We start from the raw sequence: 17,796 nt of genomic DNA on the forward strand, positions 1-17,796 counted from the left end.
CTCACTTTTCCTGCATTTGAGCTGCCTTGACGATCTCGCCCAGGCGCTTGCGCTCGGCATCGGCAAACTTCACGAATTCCGCACGTGTGCCGCCGACCGGCTCGATGCCCAGTCCCTTGAGCTTCTCGACGGTGGCGGGCTCCTTCATGGCCTTGTCCACGGCAGCTGCCAGCTTGTCCAGAATGGCGGGCGGCGTGCCCTTGGGGGCATGAATGCCGGCCCAGTGCGCGATCTGCAGATCCGCAAAGCCTTGCTCGACGGCAGTGGAGAGCTGGGGGTAGGCAGAGATGCGCTGGGTCCAGGTCGTGGCCAGAGGTTTGAACTTGCCCTCGTGAATGATGTGCGGCAGCGCGATGATGCTGGCTTCGGACGTGCCTTCAACCTGGCCGCCCAGCACGGCCGTGGTGCTCTCCGAACCGCTCTTGTAGGGCACGGGCTGCAGCTTGGCACCGTATTTCACATTCAGCATCTCGGCCACGAAGTGCGGCGTGCTGCCCGTGCCTGCGGTGGCAAAGTTGAAGCCAGCGCCCTTCTTCGAGGCTTCGACGAAGTCGCGCAGATTGTTATAGGGCGCGTTCTTGGGCACCACGATCACCGAAGGTGCGAGGCCAATCATCACCACGGGCTGCAGTGCATCATCCTTGAAAGGCATGGTCTTCTTGATCATGCTGTTGGAGATGACGCCTGCCGCACTGACCAGCAGCGTGTAGCCATCGGGCTGGGCCTTGGCCACGATATCGGCACCCACTGTGCCGCCTGCGCCGGGGCGGTTGTCGATCACCACGGGTTGGCCGAGGATCTTGGAAGCGCCTTCGGCCGCCGAGCGGGCCATCAAGTCATTGGCGCCGCCTGCGGAAAACGGCACCACAAGGCGAATCGGGCGCGTGGGCCAGTCGGCTGCCTGGGCCAGGCCAGCTGCGCCCAGCACGGAAAGAGTCAAGGCCTGGACAACAAGATTGCGACGGTTCAAAAACATGGATATCTCCTGGATCCAAATCCCTATTGGTATGGCCTGGTAGTGCAAGCACTGTGCCAGACAAATCTAGGGAAAACCCTTTGCGAATCAAGTGTTTGAAATCATTAGGTTTTTCTTGAGTTTCTGGACTGGCTGCCTGCGGCGGTGTATGGGATCTATTTCGATAATGAAATAATCATTTTCATGAATGAAACAAATGCGATATCGAACGATGGCGTCAAACGTCTGCCGGCAGTTGGCCAGCTGCATTTGTCCCACATCGTCACCGTAGGCCGCTACCGTGTGGGACGGGTGCTGGAGCGGCTGGCACAGCCCTGGTCGGGCGAGGCCAGGTTCTCGCATATCTCGGCATCGTTCGACGATGCGGTGGCCCAGGTGCAGGCACTCAATCTGCGCCAGCCCATCGATGCCCTGGTGGGGGCGGGAGCCAGCGGTGCCTGGATTCGAGAACGCGTGGACATTCCAATGGCTATGGTCGAAGTGCGTGGCCTGGATTTGCTGCAGGCGTTGCGCCAGGCCAAGTTGCAGACCACCGAGGAAGCTCCGCGCGTGGGTCTGGTCAACTTCGAGGTGCCGTCTCCCGTGGTGGCCCAGTTCGACAGCCTGTTCGGCCTGGGTCTGGTCCAGATCGCCTATCAAGGTCCGCATGACGCGCCGGCCTGCGTGCAGAAACTCAGGGCGTCGGGCGTTGGCGCCGTGGTGGCGCCGGGCCTGGTGGCCGACCTGGCAGAGCAGGCTGGCATGGCCAGCGTGTTGCTGTATTCCGATATTTCGGTGCGCCAGGCGCTCAGCGATGCCATGCTGCTGGCCCGTCATCGACATGCCGAGCGTGACCGGCATCAACGCCTGGAAACCGTGCTGCACCAGCTGCAGGACGGTGTGGCTGCTGTGGACGAGCGTGGCCGCATTTGCGCGCTGAACCCACGCATGGCCGCCTTGCTCGGGGTCCCGGTCGAGGCCTTGCACGGCCGCATGCTGGACGAGGTGGCTCCGGCCCTGGGCACGGCCCGGGCACTTGCCGGTGAGGAGGGGGGAGAAGAGGTGGTGCAACTGGCCCTGCGTACCCTGGTGGTGCGACGCGCGCCAATTGTGGAGAACGGGCTGGTGACCGGCGCTTTGCTGGTCTGCCGCGATCCTGCCGTGATCCAGCGGGCCGATCGCAGCCTGCGCGCCAGTCAGCGGCAAAGAGCTGCCGGTGTGCGCTGGCGCATTGAGGACTATCTGGGCAGCAGCCCCGCTGCCCAGCGCGTGCGACTGCTGGCCAGCCAGTATGCGAGCAGCGATGCGACGGTGCTCATTCTGGGCGAAAGCGGGACCGGCAAGGAGCTGGTGGCGCAAGGCATTCACAGCGCGGGGCGGCGTGCGGAACAGCCATTTCTGGCGGTCAACTGCGCGGCGCTCAGCGAAAGCCTGCTGGAGAGCGAGCTTTTCGGTTACGAGGAAGGCGCTTTTACCGGAGCCAGGCGCGGCGGCAAGACCGGCCTGATCGAGGCCGCGCATACCGGGACCCTGTTTCTCGATGAAATTGGCGACATGCCGCTGGCGCTGCAATCGCGGCTGCTGCGCGTGCTGCAGGAGCGTGAGGTATTGCGCGTAGGTTCCACCGCGCCGATTCCCGTGGATGTGCGCGTGATTGCCGCCACCCATGCGGATCTGGCCGATCAGGTGGAGCGTGGCCGGTTCCGGCGCGATCTCTATTACCGGCTGGCGGTGCTGCGCCTGAGCACGCCTTCGCTGCAAATGCGTGGTGCCGCCGATGTTGCGGAACTGGGCCGCGCCATGCTGGCTCAGCGCCTGAGCGCTGCAAACGGGTTGCCCCGCGCACTGCATGACAGAGTGGAGCAGCAGCTCGATGCACTGCTGGCCAGGGCTGCGGCGCATGACTGGCCCGGCAATGTCCGTGAACTGGACAACTGGGTGGAGCGTCTGCTGGCCTGCAGCGACTATCTGGGCTCAGGTCGGGGCGGCCTTCTGGATATGGCGCGCTTGCTTGAAGTCTTCCCTGAGTGTGCCGATGGCCTGACTCTGGCCCAGCCTGCCGCGGCCCGGCAGGCACAGCTCAGAGACGCGGGTCGCCTTGCCGAACAGAAGCGATTGCGCGAGGTGCTGGAGTCGGTCGGGGGTGATCAGCGTCAGGCCTGTGAAATTCTCGGCATCAGCCGGGCCACTTTATGGCGGCGCATGAAGGCTTAGCGGCGTTGCAGCGCGGGGTCCGCTATACGTATGATTTCGGCCAATATCGCGAGTGCATGGCGTGAATTGCGGAAACCGGCGCAACAATCACCAGCAAGCGGAGATTGGGCTGTGCCTCGGGCTTTCTGGGAGTCAAAGACTGCAGGCTCCGCTGTCTGGTGAGCCGGGTCGAGGCCGGAACCACAGCCGGGCCTGATGTTTTATCGATTGAGATCGGGAGAGAGACGGGTTATGTCCGACGTGAGCGAGCTTGAGAGCGAGAGTGCGGTCTATAGAACCTTGCTGGAGTCCACCAAGGCCATTCCCTGGAAGATCGATTGGGCGACCATGAAGTTCGCCTATATCGGCCCTCAGATCGAGAGTCTGCTTGGCTGGAGCCGTGAAAGCTGGGTCAGCGTCGAAGACTGGGCCATGCGCATGCACCCCGACGACCGCGAATATGTGGTGAATTTCTGTGTGAGTCAGTCCCAGGCCGGCGTGGACCATGAGGCTGACTATCGCGCTCTGACCAAGGACAACGGCTATGTCTGGATTCGCGATGTGGTCCATGTGGTGCGCAATGCGCAAGGCGAGGCCGAAGCGCTGATCGGCTTCATGTTCGACATCAGCGAGCGCAAAAAGACCGAGGAAAGGCTGCTGAGTCTGCAAAAGGAGCTGGAGGTGCTTTCCTTCAAGGATGGTCTGACCAGCATTGCCAACCGACGCTGCTTCGATACCAGCTTCGAGCAGGAGTGGGAGCGCACGCGCAGTGATGGCAAGCCCCTTTCCATGCTGCTGTTCGATGTCGACTTCTTCAAGCAATACAACGATTTGTACGGTCATATCCAGGGCGACAAATGTCTGGTGGATATTGCCCAGACCCTGAGCCTGGCGCTGGACGGACAGCGTGACCTGGTGGCGCGTTACGGTGGCGAGGAGTTTGTGGTGCTGCTGCCCGAAGCCGATGCCGAAACTGCGCAAAAAGTGGCCGAGCGCTGCCAGCGCCTGATCCAGAAGCAGTCCATCGTGCATGCACTGTCGCCCCATGGCAGGCGGGTCACCATGAGCATTGGTGCGGGGACGGTGCAGCCGGCAGAGCATGATCGACCTGCCAGCTTTATCGAAGCCGTGGACCGGCAGCTCTATGCGGCCAAGAACAAAGGCCGCCACCGGATTGAAAGCGTCATCTTGAACGCTTGAACCCTGCCCAGGCCTGCGTGCGGCAGGCGCCCGGCAGGGCAATACCCGGTGTCAGGCCTGCAGCACTTCGCCCGGCACCCGTACCCAGCCTTCCATCAGAATGCGGGCGCTTCGGCTCATCAAGGCCTTGGTGACCTGCCATTGCCCCTGGTCGCTCCTGGCTTCGGCCCCCACACGCAGAGTGCCGCTGGGATGGCCAAAGCGTACGGACTGGCGCTCGCCGCCGCCCGCCGCCACATTGACCAGCGTGCCGGGAATGGCGGCAGCCGTGCCGATGGCGACGGCAGCCGTGCCCATCATGGCGTGGTGCAGCCGGCCCATGGACAGCGCCCGCACCACGAGATCGATGTCCTCGGCAGCAATCGCTTTGCCGCTTGAGGCGATATAGCTTTGCGCAGGAGCCACAAAGCCTATCTTGGGCGTGTGCTGGCGTGTGGCAGCTTCACTCAGATCCTTGATCAGGCCCATCATGAGTGCGCCATGAGCGCGGATGGCTTCGAACCTGGCCAGGGCGGGGCCATCGCTGTTGATGGCATCCTGCAGTTCGCAGCCGGTATAGCCCAGCTCTCCGGCATCGAGAAAGATGGTCGGAATGCCGGCATTGATGAGGGTCGCGCAAAAGCGGCCGACGCCGGGCACGTCCAGCTCGTCGCAGACATTGCCGGTGGGAAACATGGCAGCGCCGTCCTCGCCTTCATCGGCGGGGTCCAGGAACTCCAGGGCCACTTCGGCAGCGGCAAAGGTCACGCCGTCAAGTTCGAAGTCCCCGATTTCCTGCACCTGACCATCGCGGATCTGCACATGGTTGATGATGGTCTTGCCGATATTGGCTTGCCAGATGCGAATGGTGGCCACGCCGTTGAGCGGAATGCGCTCGGCCGGAATCAGACCCATGTGAATGGCGCAGGGACCGACGGCAGCGCTCAGGTTGCCGCAGTTGCCACTCCAGTCCACAAAAGGCTGATCGATGGAAACCTGGCCAAACAGATAGTCCACATCGTGATCGGCGCTTGCACTCCGGCTGAGGATCACGCCTTTGCTGGTGGAGGATGAGGCATTGCCCATGCCGTCAATCTGCTTTCCATAGGGGTCGGGGCTGCCCAGGGTGCGCAGCAAGATGGCGTCGCGAACAGGGCCGGGCTGCCGGGCCGCTTCGGGCAGATCCTGCAGCTTGAAGAACACACCTTTGCTGGTGCCTCCGCGCATATAGGTGGCGGGAATGCGGATTTGCGAAGTGAGGGACATGGAATGGCAAACAAACAGGGTCTTCAACGCTCAAGCCAGGCTTGAGCCTTGAATCAGTGAAACAGGCGTAGCTGTTGGGGACGAGACGGAGAGCCGGAAGCCAATGGCCAGCGATGCAGTACCTGGTAGCGTAACTGCTTGCCTGTGCCGGTTCGCTCGACCAACTGAATCTCATCGATCAGCCAGTCAACGGGGTCGATATGCCGAGTGGGCAGGGCATGTAGAGCCCCGTAGCTGATGGTGATATGTGGTCTATGGCCGCCATCCTTGAAACCGTGGGATTTCAACTCGGTCTGCAGCGTTGTCAGCAGTTGGTTGAAAGGCTCTGGACGTCCGCGGGTGCACAAAGACCAGTGAATGCGTTCGCCCTCCTCACCGCGAACGCGGTTGAAGCTGAGCTCGAAGGCCTTCAACTGCGCCGCTTGCACGGCATTGCCTGCGGCCAGCAAGGCCAGCCGAGTCTCTTGCCCGGAGTCAAACGGGCCACACCAGGTTTGGTGCCAGTTATCTGGAGAGAACAGGCGCTCGCCCAGTTCCTTATCAAGGCCCAAAGCGCTGATCCGGGCACGCAGGCGATGACGTACCGGGCTTCGGGGCTGGGTGACAATCAGTATGCGTGCCTGGCTCATAGCAGCTCCTTAGCTCACAAGTTCAGCCGTCAATGCGGAATCGGCTGGGGCACTGTCCGCCAGGAAGTCCTGGGCAAAGCGCTGCAGCACGCCACCGGCCTCGTAAATCGAGACCTCTTCCTCGGTATCGAGGCGGCACAGTACCGACACTTCGGTGCGGGCACCTGTCGTCCGGTGGATATGAAGTGTAAGCGTGGCCTGGGGGCTGCGCCGGCCGATGACATCAAAGCTCTCAGTGCCATTCAACCCCAGTGTGTGGCGACTTGTGCCGGGCAGGAACTCCAGCGGCAACACCCCCATGCCGATCAGATTGGTGCGGTGGATGCGCTCGAAGCCCTCGGCCACGATGGCCTCCACACCGGCCAGGCGCACGCCCTTGGCGGCCCAGTCGCGGCTCGATCCCTGGCCATAGTCGGCTCCGGCGATGACGATCAGCGGCTGCTTGCGCTGCATATAGGTCTCTATGGCCTCCCACATGCGCAGTGTCCGGCCCTCGGGCTCAACGCGGGCGAGAGAGCCCTGGCGCACCTGGCCCAGGTCGTCCACCACCATTTCGTTGAAGAGCTTGGGGTTGGCAAAGGTGGCACGCTGTGCGGTCAGGTGGTCGCCGCGGTGTGTGGCATAGGAATTGAAGTCCTCCTCGGGCAGACCCATTTTGTGCAGATACTCGCCTGCGGCCGAGTCCATCAGGATGGCGTTGGAGGGCGAGAGGTGGTCAGTGGTGATGTTGTCGGGCAATATGGCCAGAGGGCGCATGCCGCGCAAAGTGCGCTCGCCCGCGAGGGCTCCCTCCCAGTACGGCGGTCGGCGGATATATGTGCTTTGCGGGCGCCAGTCATACAGTGCCTCGACCTTCTCGCCCTGGTCTGCACGGATGGCAAACATGGGTTCATAGACTGCACGGAACTGCTCGGGTTGGACGGCAGCCTTGGCCACGGCGTCGATTTCCTCGTCGCGGGGCCAGATGTCCTTCAAGCGGATCTCGCGGCCCTGGAAGACGCCCAGCACATCGTTTTCGATATCGAAGCGGATGGTGCCCGCAATCGCATAGGCCACGACCAGCGGCGGTGACGCCAGGAAGGCTTGCCTGGCATAGGGGTGAATGCGGCCGTCGAAGTTGCGATTGCCCGAGAGCACGGCTGCGGTGTGGAGGTCGCGATCCACAATTTCCTGCTGAATGACGGGATCGAGTGCGCCGCTCATGCCGTTGCAGGTGGTGCAGGCAAAGGCCACCACGCCAAAGCCCAGCGCCTCCAGGTCTTGCAGCAGACCAGCTTGCTGCAGATACAGTGGCACGGTCCTGGAGCCGGGGGCCAGCGAGGTCTTGACCCACGGCTTGCGCGTCAGTCCCAGATTGCGCGCATTGCGTGCCAGCAGGCCGGCCGCGATCACATTGCGTGGGTTGCTGGTGTTGGTGCAACTGGTAATGGCTGCAATGATGACTGCCCCGTCGGGCATCCGGCCCTCGGTTTGCGTCCACTCACCGGCAATACCTCTCGCCGCAAGTTCGCTAGTTGCCAGGCGGGCATGCGGATTGGAAGGGCCGGCCATATTGCGCACCACGCTGGACAGGTCAAAGCTCAGAGTACGTTCGTATTCGGCATGTTCCAGGCAGTCTGCCCACAGACCTGCCTGTCTGGCGTAGTTCTCGACCAGTTGCACCTGCGCGGGCTCGCGTCCCGTCAGGCGCAGATAGTCGATCGTCTGTTCGTCGATCGCAAACATGGCAGCCGTGGCGCCATATTCGGGCGCCATGTTCGAGATGGTGGCACGGTCACCGATGGAGAGGCTGCGTGCGCCTTCGCCATGGAACTCCAGATAGCAGCCCACTACTTTTTGCTGACGCAGGAATTGGGTCAGGGCCAGCACGATATCGGTGGCGGTAATGCCCGACTGCCGCTTGCCGCTCAGCTGCACGCCAACGATCTCGGGCAGGCGCATCCATGATGCGCGTCCCAGCATCACGCTCTCGGCCTCCAGCCCGCCCACGCCCACGGCGATCACACCCAGTGCATCGACATGCGGCGTGTGGCTGTCCGTGCCCACCAGAGTATCCGGATATGCTTCACCATCGATAGCGTGGATCACAGGGCTCATGCGCTCCAGATTGATCTGGTGCATGATCCCGTTGCCCGGCGGAATCACTTCCACATTCTTGAAGGCCCGCTTGCACCAGTCTATGAAATGGAAGCGGTCTTCATTGCGCCGGTCTTCGATGGCGCGGTTTTTCTCAAAGGCCTGAGGATCGTAGCCGCCGCACTCCACGGCCAGCGAATGGTCCACGATCAGTTGTACGGGCACGACGGGGTTGACCGCAGCCGGGTCGCCGCCTTGCTCGGCAATCGCATCGCGCAGGCCGGCCAGGTCGACCAACGCAGTCTGTCCCAGGATGTCATGACAGACCACGCGGGCCGGGAACCAGGGAAAGTCGCGTTCGCGCTTGCGTTCAATGATTTGCGTAAGGTACTCGGTCAGGTGTGCCGGATCGCTGCGCCGTACCAGGTTCTCGGCATGGACGCGGCTGGTATAGGGCAGTGTGGCCCAGGATCCGGGCGAAATATCCTCCACCGCGGCCTGCGCATCGAAGTAGTGAAGCGCGCTGCCAGGCAGGGGCCTGCGGTAGAGCGGGGATTGGTGCTTGCTCATTTTTTTCAGTCTGTTCGCGGATTTCAGAGCGCAGTAGCTGTGCGCTGCTGCGCGGTCGGTGTGGCGGAACACATCATGGCTTTGCGCGGGGCAGGGCCCAGGGCCAGTTGCAGCCTCGCCTGTGCGATGGCATACAAACGTGCAGTCAGCTCCATGCAGCCCGGGGGGCGCTGGCCTTGCAGCTGCGCAAGGTGATGCGCAAGCAAGCTGCATAGGTGGTGGGCTTCTGCCACCTGGGCTGCGGTGAGCCGGGTCACCGCCATACCACGCCGGGGCTGGGCCGTCAGCAATCCTTCATGGCATAGCAGCTTCATGGCTTCACGCACAGGGGTGCGACTCACGCCAAACTCCTGCGCCAAAGCGCCGTCGTTGATGTCGGAGCCGGGCGGCAAGCAGTGGCTCAGAATGCGCTCGCGCAGTTTGTCGGCGATGGCAATGCACAGTGAATGGGATTGCATGGGCTTGGCGGTCATGGCGCTCGGAAGAGATTTACTGACGTTCGTCGATGGGGATGAACGTCAGATCTTCCGGGCCTGTGTAGTTGGCGCTGGGACGGATGATCTTGTTGTCCTGGCGTTGCTCGATGATGTGCGCCGCCCAGCCGCTGGTGCGCGCAATCACGAACAGCGGCGTGAACATGGCAGTGGGCACGCCCATCATGTGGTAGCTGACGGCGCTGAACCAGTCGAGATTGGGGAACATGTTCTTGACCTCCCACATCACTGACTCAAGCCGCGCGGCAATGTCGTACATCTTGATGCTGCCGGCTTCATCCGACAGCTTCTTGGCGACGCCCTTGATGACCACATTGCGGGGGTCGCTCACGGTATAGACCGGGTGGCCAAAGCCGATCACGACCTCCTTGGCATCCACGCGGCGGCGAATGTCGGCCTCGGCTTCGGCAGGGTTGTCATAGCGCTTCTGGATCTCGAACGCCACTTCGTTGGCTCCGCCATGCTTGGGTCCGCGCAGCGCGCCGATCGCGCCTGTAATGGCCGAGTACATATCGCTGCCTGTTCCGGCCACCACGCGGGCGGTAAAGGTCGAGGCATTGAACTCATGCTCGGCATACAGATTGAGCGAGGTATGCATGGCGCGCACCCAGCTCTCGCAAGGCCTGACGCCATGCAGCAGATGCAGAAAGTGACCGCCGATGGAATCGTCCCCGGTTTCGACCTCGATGCGGCGGCCCGAGTTGCTGAAGTGGTACCAGTAAAGCAACATGCTGCCCAGGCTGGCCATCAGGCGGTCGGCGATATCGCGCGCACCTGGAAGGTTGTGGTCGTCTTTCTCCGGCAGCGCGCAGCCCAGGGCGGAGACACCGGTGCGCATCACGTCCATGGGATGGCTGGCGGCGGGCAACTGTTCCAGCGCCGTCTTTACGCTGCCGGGCAGGCCGCGCAAAGCCTTGAGCTTGGCTTTGTAGGCCTTGAGTTCGGCCTGTGTGGGCAGCTTGCCATGTACCAGCAGATGGGCGATCTCTTCAAACTCGCAGACCTCGGCAATGTCGAGAATGTCGTAGCCGCGGTAGTGCAGGTCGTTGCCGGTCTTTCCCACGGTGCACAGTGCCGTGTTGCCTGCGGTCACACCGGAGAGGGCGACGGACTTTTTGGGCTTGAAACTTGCGACGGCATGGGGGGGGGCGGCTGGGGATGCGGCGGCGGTCAGAGTGCTCATGGGTGTCTCCTTTGGATGTGCAGTGCAGGCCCTTGCTGGTCTGCGATACTTCGCAATCTACGCATTTGCTTTTTATGCGTACAGAACTGAATTGGTGAATGCTTGCGAAGGTGATTGCATGTATTTGCAAATTTTGCGAATCTTTTAAATCAGAAATAGGGAGCGGGTAATTGGCCAAGACATTCATGGGGGTGCGCTTGCGCAGCCTGCGTGCCGAGCGTGGTCTTACGCAGGCTGCGCTGGCCCAAGCGTTGGAGTTGTCACCCAGCTATCTGAACCAGATCGAGCAGGATCAGCGTCCGCTCACTGTGGCCGTGCTGCTCAAGATTCACAGGGTGCTGGGCGTCGATATCCAGCAGTTCTCCGAGGATGAGGAGGCCCGCTTGCTGGCGCAGTTGCGCGATGCAGTCGCCGCCATGCCTCAGCCAGAAGGTGCAGTGCCGCTGCCCGAGCTGCGCGAGGTCGCAGCCAAGCTGCCGCAGCTGGCACAGATGTTGCTGGCCATGCACCAGCGTCACCTGGCGGACGCCGAGAGGCTGGAGGCCTTGACCGCCCATCTGGGTGATGGCCGCGCAGGGCCTGATACCGACTCCTCGGTTCACAGAGATGTCGCTGGGAATGGCGCGATGGCAGACCTGCTGGCTGAGCCCTTGCGCCAGATGCCGTTCGAGGCGGTGCGTGATTTCTTCTTTTCCCACCGCAATTACCTTGATGCGCTTGATCGTGCTGCCGAAGCGCTGGCTCGGCAGGCTGCAGAGCAAGGTGGTCATCTGCATGATTGGCTGCAGTACCGGTTGCAGGCACGACATGGGGTATTGGTTCTGCGTGCTCATGTTGGGACCGCTGAGAAAGCGGGCAGCCATAGGCGCTACGATGCTCTCACGCGTACCTTGTATGTGGCACCGCAGCTGAGCCCCATGCAGCAGGCATTTCAGCTGGCTACGCAACTGGCACTGCTGGAGTTTGATTCACTGATTGAAAGGGAGCTGCAAAGCGTGTCCTGGCAGGACGAGGCCACGCGCCGGCTGGCACGCATGGGGCTGGCCAACTATGTAGCCGGGGCATTCGTGCTGCCATATGGAGTGTTTTTGCGTGAGACCGAAGGCCTTCGCTACGACATAGACTTGCTGGCAAGGCACTTCGGTGTGGGCTTTGAGACCGTCTGCCATCGTCTCTCCACCTTGCAGCGAAGCGACGCGCCGGGTGTGCCGTTTTTCTTTATCCGAGTGGACCGGGCTGGCAATATCAGCAAGCGCCAGTCGGCCACGCATTTTCATTTCTCCAAGACAGGCGGCACCTGCCCGTTGTGGGTGGTGTACGAGGCTTTTACCCAGCCGGGTCGCATCGTGCCCCAGCTCGCCAGCATGCCGGACGGGCGTGTCTACCTGTGGATTGCTCGCACCATCAGCCATGCTGGCCAGGGCTGGGGGGCACCAGGCAAGACTTTCTCCATCGGCCTGGGCTGCGACTTGCAGCACGCCGCTCGGCTGGTGTATTCCCAAGGCATGGATTTGCGCAATATAGGAGCTGCGACTCCTATCGGCATGGGCTGCAAGGTATGCGAGCGCAGCGCTTGCCCGCAACGTGCCTTCCCGTACGTGGCCAAACCGCTCAAAGTCAATGAGAACGAGAGCGGCTTTGTCCCCTATGGCGGTTAGTTGCTGCTGCCAGGTGCGGTGAAGTTGGAGATGAGGCATCTGACACGGGATTGCTGTCACCAACTGATTGCCAGATGTGAAATTGCAGTGGAACGAAATTCTGTATTGGATTGGTTGCTATTTCTTTAATAGCTTTTTGCGCAAATTCGCTTAGTCTTCTTGGACGATGGGCTGAAGGCGATTTCTTTTTACGCTGTCTCCAAGTTTTGATTGCACATCAACAAGGAGACAAGAATGCGTCTAGCAGGAAAAGTTGCCGTGGTCACAGGGGCGGGCCAGGGCATGGGGCGAGCGATTGCACAGCGTTTTGCCGATGAGGGAGCCACTGTGGTGGCCGTGGACTTGAATGAAGAAGCTGCCAAGCAGACCCTGCAAGGAAAGCCTGGCAAACATCTGGCTCGTTCCTCCAACGTAGCCGACAGCGCTGCGGTCGATGCGCTGTTTGTCGAAATCCGCGAAAAGCTGGGCGCCGTCGACGTGCTGGTAAACAACGCCGGCGTAGGTTCGGTGGACCAGTTTGCCGATATTCCCGACGCGACCTGGGAGCGCGTGATTGGAGTGAACCTGAACGGCGCTTTCTACTGCGCCCGTGCCGCCGTCAAGCAGATGCAGGAAGGCAAGGGCGGTGCCATCGTCAATATCTCCAGTACCTCGGCTGTCAGTGGTGACGGTCCGGCGCACTACTGCGCTTCCAAGGCTGCCCTGATGGGTTTGACCCGTGGCATGGCCAAGGAGCTGGCATCCAAGAAGATCCGTGTAAACACGCTGGTTCCTGGCCCCACCAACACGCCCATGATGCAGGGCATTCCTCAGGAATGGGCCGATGCCATCATCGCCGGCGTGCCCATGGGGCGCATGGCTGAGCCAGAAGACATCGCCAAGGTGGCAGTGTTCCTGGCCAGCGACGACAGCGGCTTTGTGACGGGTCAGAACGTGGCAGTCAACGGCGGCAGCGCCTTCCTCTAAGGAGAGACAAGCATGAGCAAGCGTCTGGAAGGAAAGATTGCATTTGTGTCGGGTGGCGGCTCCGGTATCGGTGCCGCAACGGCTGAGCGTTTCGCACAGGAGGGGGCAACCGTTGTGATCTGCGGCCGCCGCAAGCAGGCTCTCGAGGAAGTCGTGGCCAAGATCAAGGCGGCAGGCGGCAGTGCCGAGGCCATCGTGGCCGATGTGGGCAACGAAGCCCAGTTCGTTGGTGCGCTGGAGCAGGCTGCCAAAAAGCATGGCAGCCTGGACATTCTGGTCAACAACGCCATGGCCTACACCTGGGGCGGCATCGACAGCATGACCACGGCCGACTGGCATGCCAACTTCAGCACTTCGGTGGATGGCACCTTCTGGGGGACGCGCACAGCGCTGAAGCTGATGGCCGGCAAGGGCGGCTCTATCGTCAATATCGGCTCCATCTGCGGCACGCTGGGCACGCCCTATATGTCGGGCTACTCGGCAGCCAAGGCGGCCATTCTCAACTTCTCGCGTGCTGCAGCCGCCGAAGGTGCGCCTGCTGGCGTGCGCGTGAACGTGGTGATTCCTGCCGTGGTGGAGACCCCTGCGACAGCGGGAATGCTGGCTGATGAGGCATCGCGCAAGAACACCGAAAAGCTCATCCCCATGGGCCGTGTCGGTCAGTCCAATGAGCTGGCCAATGCCGTGCTGTTCCTGGCCAGCGATGAAGCCAGCTATGTGACAGGTGCTGCACTGCCCGTGGACGGTGGTCGTTCCGCCGTTCTGGTGACTGCGCTGTAACAGAAAGCTTTAGAGATGAGTGAACCCGTGAATCAGTGGCCGCAAACGCTGGATGAGCGCACCGACAGGCTGGAGTCGCTGGATGCGATTCGTCAGCTGGCTGGCAAGTATTCCCTGTCCCTGGACATGCGTGACATGGACGCCCATGTGAACCTGTTTGCACCTGATATCAAGGTGGGCAAGGACAAGGTCGGGCGTGCGCACTTCATGGCCTGGCAGGACAGCACGCTGCGTGATCAGTTCACGGGCACCTCGCACCATCTGGGGCAGCACATCATCGAGTTCGTGGACAAGGATCACGCCACCGGCGTGGTCTACTCCAAGAACGAGCATGAATGCGGTGCCGAGTGGGTCATCATGCAGATGCTGTACTGGGACGACTACGAGCGCATTGATGGCCAGTGGTATTTCCGTCGCCGCCTGCCCTGTTACTGGTATGCCACCGACCTGAACAAGCCGCCGATTGGCGACATGAAGATGCGCTGGCCCGGTCGTGAACCCTATCATGGCGCTTTCCATGATCTGTTCCCGAGCTGGAAGGAGTTCTGGGCCAGCCGCCCTGGCAAGGATGAGTTGCCACAAGTGGCCGCGCCCGCGCCGCTGGAGCAGTTTCTCAAGACCATGCGCCGTGGTACCCCCGCGCCGCGCATGCGCGTGCGCTAAGGAGCCGGCATGAGTCAAACGCTTTTCACGCCCATCCAGCTGGGCAAGATTGCTCTGCAGAACCGCGTGGTCATGGCCCCCATGACGCGTAATCGCGCCGATGCCGATGGCACGCCAACCGACATCATGGCCGAGCACTACGGTCAGCGCGGCGATGCCGGTCTGATCGTGGCTGAAGGGGCCTGGCCCGAGGTCACGGGTCAAGCCTATTGTCGTCAGCCCGGCATCGAAACTGCCGAGCATGTGCGCGGCTGGCGCCGTGTGACGGACGCCGTGCATGCGCGTGGCGGATCCATCGTGCTGCAGATCATGCACTCCGGTCGTATCGGCAGCAGCCATATCAAACCCGCTGGTGTGCGTTCCGTATCGGCCTCCGCCATTCAGGCCCAGGGCAAGATCTGGACCGACGCTGCAGGCATGCAGGACTTCGATGTGCCCCAGGCATTGACGACGGAAGAAGTGCGCAAGGCCATTGCCGAGCATGCTGCGGCCGCACAGCGCGCCATGGATGCAGGGTTTGATGGCGTCGAGCTGCATGGCACCAGCGGTTATCTGAGTCTGCAGTTCCTGCACTCCAGCACCAATCGGCGTAGTGACGAATATGGTGGCGACGCCAGCCGGCGTTCGCGTTTCGCTGCGGAATGCCTGAGCGCCATGGGCAATGCAATCGGCATTGATCGCGTGGGTCTGCGCCTGAATCCCGGCAACACCTTCAATGACACTGTGGACGAAAACTCTGCAGCCACCCATGCCGAGCTGATGCGTCAGGCAGCCAGGCTGGGCATTGCCTATCTGCATGTGATGCGTGCGGTGTTCGACCCTTCAATCGACGCCTTCATGCTGGCACGTGAGAACTTTGGCGAGAACCTGATTCTCAACGACGGCTTTGATGCGCAAAGCGCCGAAGCCGCGTTGCAGGCAGGCGAGGGCAAGGCGGTATCTTTTGCGCGGCATTTCATCGCCAACCCCGATCTGGTGCAGCGCATGCGTCAGGGCCTGCCTCTGGCCAGATTTGACCGCAACACGCTCTACACCCCAGGTGCCAGGGGCTACAACGACTATGCGTCTGCAGAAGAAGTGCAGACCGTCTGATCAATCAAGAAACTGAGTTCATCGTGTTGGCCGCATTCCCGCCTGGGGGTGCGGCCTTTTTTTGTACTGCGGGTTTTCACGGCTGTCGCAAGGGTGTCGGAGCGGCTTGCTTCAAAGGGCTGAAAGCAATCTAGTCTATTCCGCTGAACTGCATGCTGATTCTTGTATGAATGCTATTAAATTTGGGTGATGAAGCGCTAAATCGTTAGTCTCAATGGACGATGTTTGCAAAGGCTCTCCTCTTCAGAATCCTCAGCATCACTAAAGGATTTGGGTTGGAGGCCCCGACATCATGATGGAAATACGTGGACTAGCGTACGTTGTTGCCGAGAGCTCTGATTTGGATCGCTGGGTCAGCTATGCACGTGATGTGCTTGGCATGATGCCAAGCACCACTGCCGATGGCGATCTGCTGATCAAGATGGATGAGCGTCAGTTCCGCTTCCAGGTTCAGCCTGGAAGCAATGACAGATATTCCGCATCCGGTTGGGAAGTGGCCAACAAGCAAGCCTTTGGGCAGGCGCTCAAGGTGTTGCAGGCAGCTGATGTGCACTACGAAATGGGCAGTTCCGAACTGTGTGCCAAGCGCCATGTGCAGGAGCTGGCCATCGTGATGGATCCGTCCGGAAATCGTCACGAGATCGTCTGGGGCTTCAAGTCCGACTTCCGCCATTTTGCGTCGCCCCAAGGGGTGTCGCGCTTTATCACCGGCGACTATGGTCTGGGCCACACCGTGCTGCCCGCTCCCGACTTTGACAAGACCGTGGCCTTTGTGCGCAATGTGCTGGGCTTTGGTCTCTCGGATATTTACAACTTCAAGCCCGCAGGCGATGCCGGCCCCACGGTCCGAATCCACTTCTTCCACTGCGCCAACGGGCGTCACCACAGCCTGGCGCTGGCCGAGTTCCCTTCCGCATCGGGTTGCGTGCACGTGATGGTGGAGGTGGACAACATGCCCGAAGTGGGCCGTGCCATGGACCGCATGCAAAAGAGCCAGGTCAAGCTCTCTGCCACCCTGGGTCAGCACACCAACGACAAGATGATCTCGTTCTATATGAAGACGCCCTCCAACTTCGACCTGGAGTTCGGCTATGGCGGCGCCGTCATCGACTGGGAGCACCACATCACGCACGAGTTCACGACCGTAAGCCTCTGGGGGCACGACTTCAGCGTGGGCCGCCCTGAAAACAACTGATAGGAGGCTTGGAGACATGGCCAATAAACTGATGACAGCGAAGGACGTTGTGGCATCCATCAAGGACGGCATGACGATCGGAATTGGTGGCTGGGGGCCCCGGCGCAAGCCGATGGCCCTGGTGCGCGAGCTGCTGCGCAGCCCCGTCAAGGACCTGACCGTGGTGGCCTATGGCGGTGCCGATGTGGGCATGCTGTGTGCAGCCGGCAAGGTCAAGAAGTTGATCTTCGCCTTCGTGTCGCTGGACTTCATTCCGCTTGAGCCGTACTTTCGCAAGGCCCGCCAGAGTGGTGAGATCGAGGTCATGGAAATTGACGAAGGTCATATGGTGCTGGGCCTGAAGGCTGCAGGCATGCGTATTCCCTATATTCCCACCCGCGTCGGCCTGGGCACGGATGTGCTCAAGCACAACAGCTCCATCCGCCTGATCGAATCGCCCTACGACGGCAAGGAGTGGGTGGCGATGCCCGCCATCAATCTGGATGTGGCCCTGTTGCACGTGGATCGCGCGGACTCTCGCGGTGTCTGCCAGATTGCCGGTCCCGATATCTATATGGACGACCTGTTTGCCCGAGCAGCAACCAATACGTTTGTGAGCTGCGACGAACTGGTCGAGTCCAGCAGTTTCGAGTCGGAGCAAGCCGCGCGCCTGGTGTTCTGGGAGCGCTCCGAAACCACGGGCGTCGTGCACCTGCCTGGCGGTGCTCACCCATCGTCCTGCGCACCTCTGTATGGCTTTGATGTCAAGCACTTCAAGGAATACGCGGCCAGCAGCAAGGAAGAGGGCGGCTGGAGCAGCTACCAGCAGAAATACGTGCAATGCACGGAGCAGGAATATCTGGAAAAAGTGGGTGGCATGGAGGCAATCAAGCGCCTGCCCTTGCCCGTGTTCTGAGG

General features: G+C 61.3%; 15 protein-coding genes. 9 read left to right on the forward strand and 6 right to left on the reverse strand.

The genetic code is table 11. The annotated features are described in order from the left end of the window. Position 1 precedes the first annotated feature (1 nt). The gene (locus DFO48_RS17820) at positions 2-976 is read right to left on the reverse strand and encodes a tripartite tricarboxylate transporter substrate binding protein (protein ID WP_003078435.1); all 975 of its coding nucleotides are present in this window, start codon (positions 974-976) and stop codon (positions 2-4) included. Between the two features lie 183 nt (positions 977-1,159). On the opposite strand from DFO48_RS17820, the gene prpR reads away from it, so the two are divergent. Beyond that, entirely contained in the window at positions 1,160-3,169 is a 2,010-nt protein-coding gene (gene prpR / locus DFO48_RS17825) for a propionate catabolism operon regulatory protein PrpR (RefSeq protein ID WP_114864301.1), read from the forward strand. A gap of 231 nt (positions 3,170-3,400) precedes the next feature. Next, positions 3,401-4,348, forward strand: a complete 948-nt coding sequence (locus tag DFO48_RS17830; RefSeq protein WP_003078433.1) for a sensor domain-containing diguanylate cyclase — start codon at positions 3,401-3,403, stop codon at positions 4,346-4,348. 51 nt (positions 4,349-4,399) lie between these two features. On the opposite strand, the gene prpF is transcribed toward DFO48_RS17830, so the two are convergent. The 5 genes from prpF to prpC are packed head-to-tail and all read right to left on the reverse strand — an operon-like array spanning position 4,400 to position 10,545. Continuing rightward, positions 4,400-5,593, reverse strand: coding sequence for a 2-methylaconitate cis-trans isomerase PrpF (gene prpF, locus DFO48_RS17835; protein WP_114864302.1), 1,194 nt, complete (start codon positions 5,591-5,593; stop codon positions 4,400-4,402). A gap of 53 nt (positions 5,594-5,646) precedes the next feature. After that, complete coding sequence (locus DFO48_RS17840; protein ID WP_114864303.1) at positions 5,647-6,222, reverse strand: 2'-5' RNA ligase family protein; 576 nt, start codon at positions 6,220-6,222, stop codon at positions 5,647-5,649. A gap of 9 nt (positions 6,223-6,231) precedes the next feature. Next, positions 6,232-8,868 (reverse strand): Fe/S-dependent 2-methylisocitrate dehydratase AcnD, encoded by a 2,637-nt coding sequence (acnD, locus tag DFO48_RS17845; RefSeq protein WP_114864304.1) that lies wholly within the window; start codon positions 8,866-8,868, stop codon positions 6,232-6,234. 23 nt (positions 8,869-8,891) lie between these two features. After that, on the reverse strand, positions 8,892-9,326 hold the full coding sequence (locus DFO48_RS17850) for a GntR family transcriptional regulator (RefSeq protein ID WP_233506440.1): 435 nt from the start codon (positions 9,324-9,326) through the stop codon (positions 8,892-8,894). A 31-nt stretch (positions 9,327-9,357) separates the two neighbouring features. Next, positions 9,358-10,545, reverse strand: a complete 1,188-nt coding sequence (prpC, locus tag DFO48_RS17855) for a 2-methylcitrate synthase (RefSeq protein WP_114864306.1) — start codon at positions 10,543-10,545, stop codon at positions 9,358-9,360. 170 nt (positions 10,546-10,715) lie between these two features. On the opposite strand from prpC, the gene DFO48_RS17860 reads away from it, so the two are divergent. From DFO48_RS17860 to DFO48_RS17890, 7 genes are all read left to right on the forward strand, one after another. Next, positions 10,716-12,203 carry a short-chain fatty acyl-CoA regulator family protein gene (locus DFO48_RS17860; RefSeq protein ID WP_114864307.1) on the forward strand — a complete coding sequence of 496 codons (1,488 nt, stop codon included), beginning with the start codon at positions 10,716-10,718 and terminating at the stop codon, positions 12,201-12,203. 234 nt (positions 12,204-12,437) lie between these two features. Then, positions 12,438-13,169: an SDR family NAD(P)-dependent oxidoreductase gene (locus DFO48_RS17865; RefSeq protein WP_003078419.1), complete on the forward strand. Its 732-nt coding sequence runs from the start codon at positions 12,438-12,440 to the stop codon at positions 13,167-13,169. A gap of 12 nt (positions 13,170-13,181) precedes the next feature. Continuing rightward, a complete protein-coding gene (locus DFO48_RS17870) occupies positions 13,182-13,949 on the forward strand; it encodes an SDR family NAD(P)-dependent oxidoreductase (protein WP_114864308.1) in 768 nt (255 codons plus the stop codon). A gap of 15 nt (positions 13,950-13,964) precedes the next feature. Beyond that, positions 13,965-14,612, forward strand: coding sequence for a nuclear transport factor 2 family protein (locus tag DFO48_RS17875; RefSeq protein WP_114864309.1), 648 nt, complete (start codon positions 13,965-13,967; stop codon positions 14,610-14,612). A gap of 9 nt (positions 14,613-14,621) precedes the next feature. Continuing rightward, positions 14,622-15,704, forward strand: coding sequence for an alkene reductase (locus DFO48_RS17880; RefSeq protein ID WP_114864310.1), 1,083 nt, complete (start codon positions 14,622-14,624; stop codon positions 15,702-15,704). 292 nt (positions 15,705-15,996) lie between these two features. Continuing rightward, on the forward strand, positions 15,997-16,899 hold the full coding sequence (locus DFO48_RS17885) for a VOC family protein (RefSeq protein WP_199407025.1): 903 nt from the start codon (positions 15,997-15,999) through the stop codon (positions 16,897-16,899). Between the two features lie 16 nt (positions 16,900-16,915). Beyond that, positions 16,916-17,794 carry a CoA transferase subunit A gene (locus tag DFO48_RS17890; RefSeq protein ID WP_003078407.1) on the forward strand — a complete coding sequence of 293 codons (879 nt, stop codon included), beginning with the start codon at positions 16,916-16,918 and terminating at the stop codon, positions 17,792-17,794. Positions 17,795-17,796 lie beyond the last annotated feature (2 nt).

Origin of the sequence: Comamonas sp. AG1104 (genome assembly GCF_003350425.1) — a bacterium.
Lineage (GTDB): Bacteria > Pseudomonadota > Gammaproteobacteria > Burkholderiales > Burkholderiaceae_C > Comamonas > Comamonas testosteroni.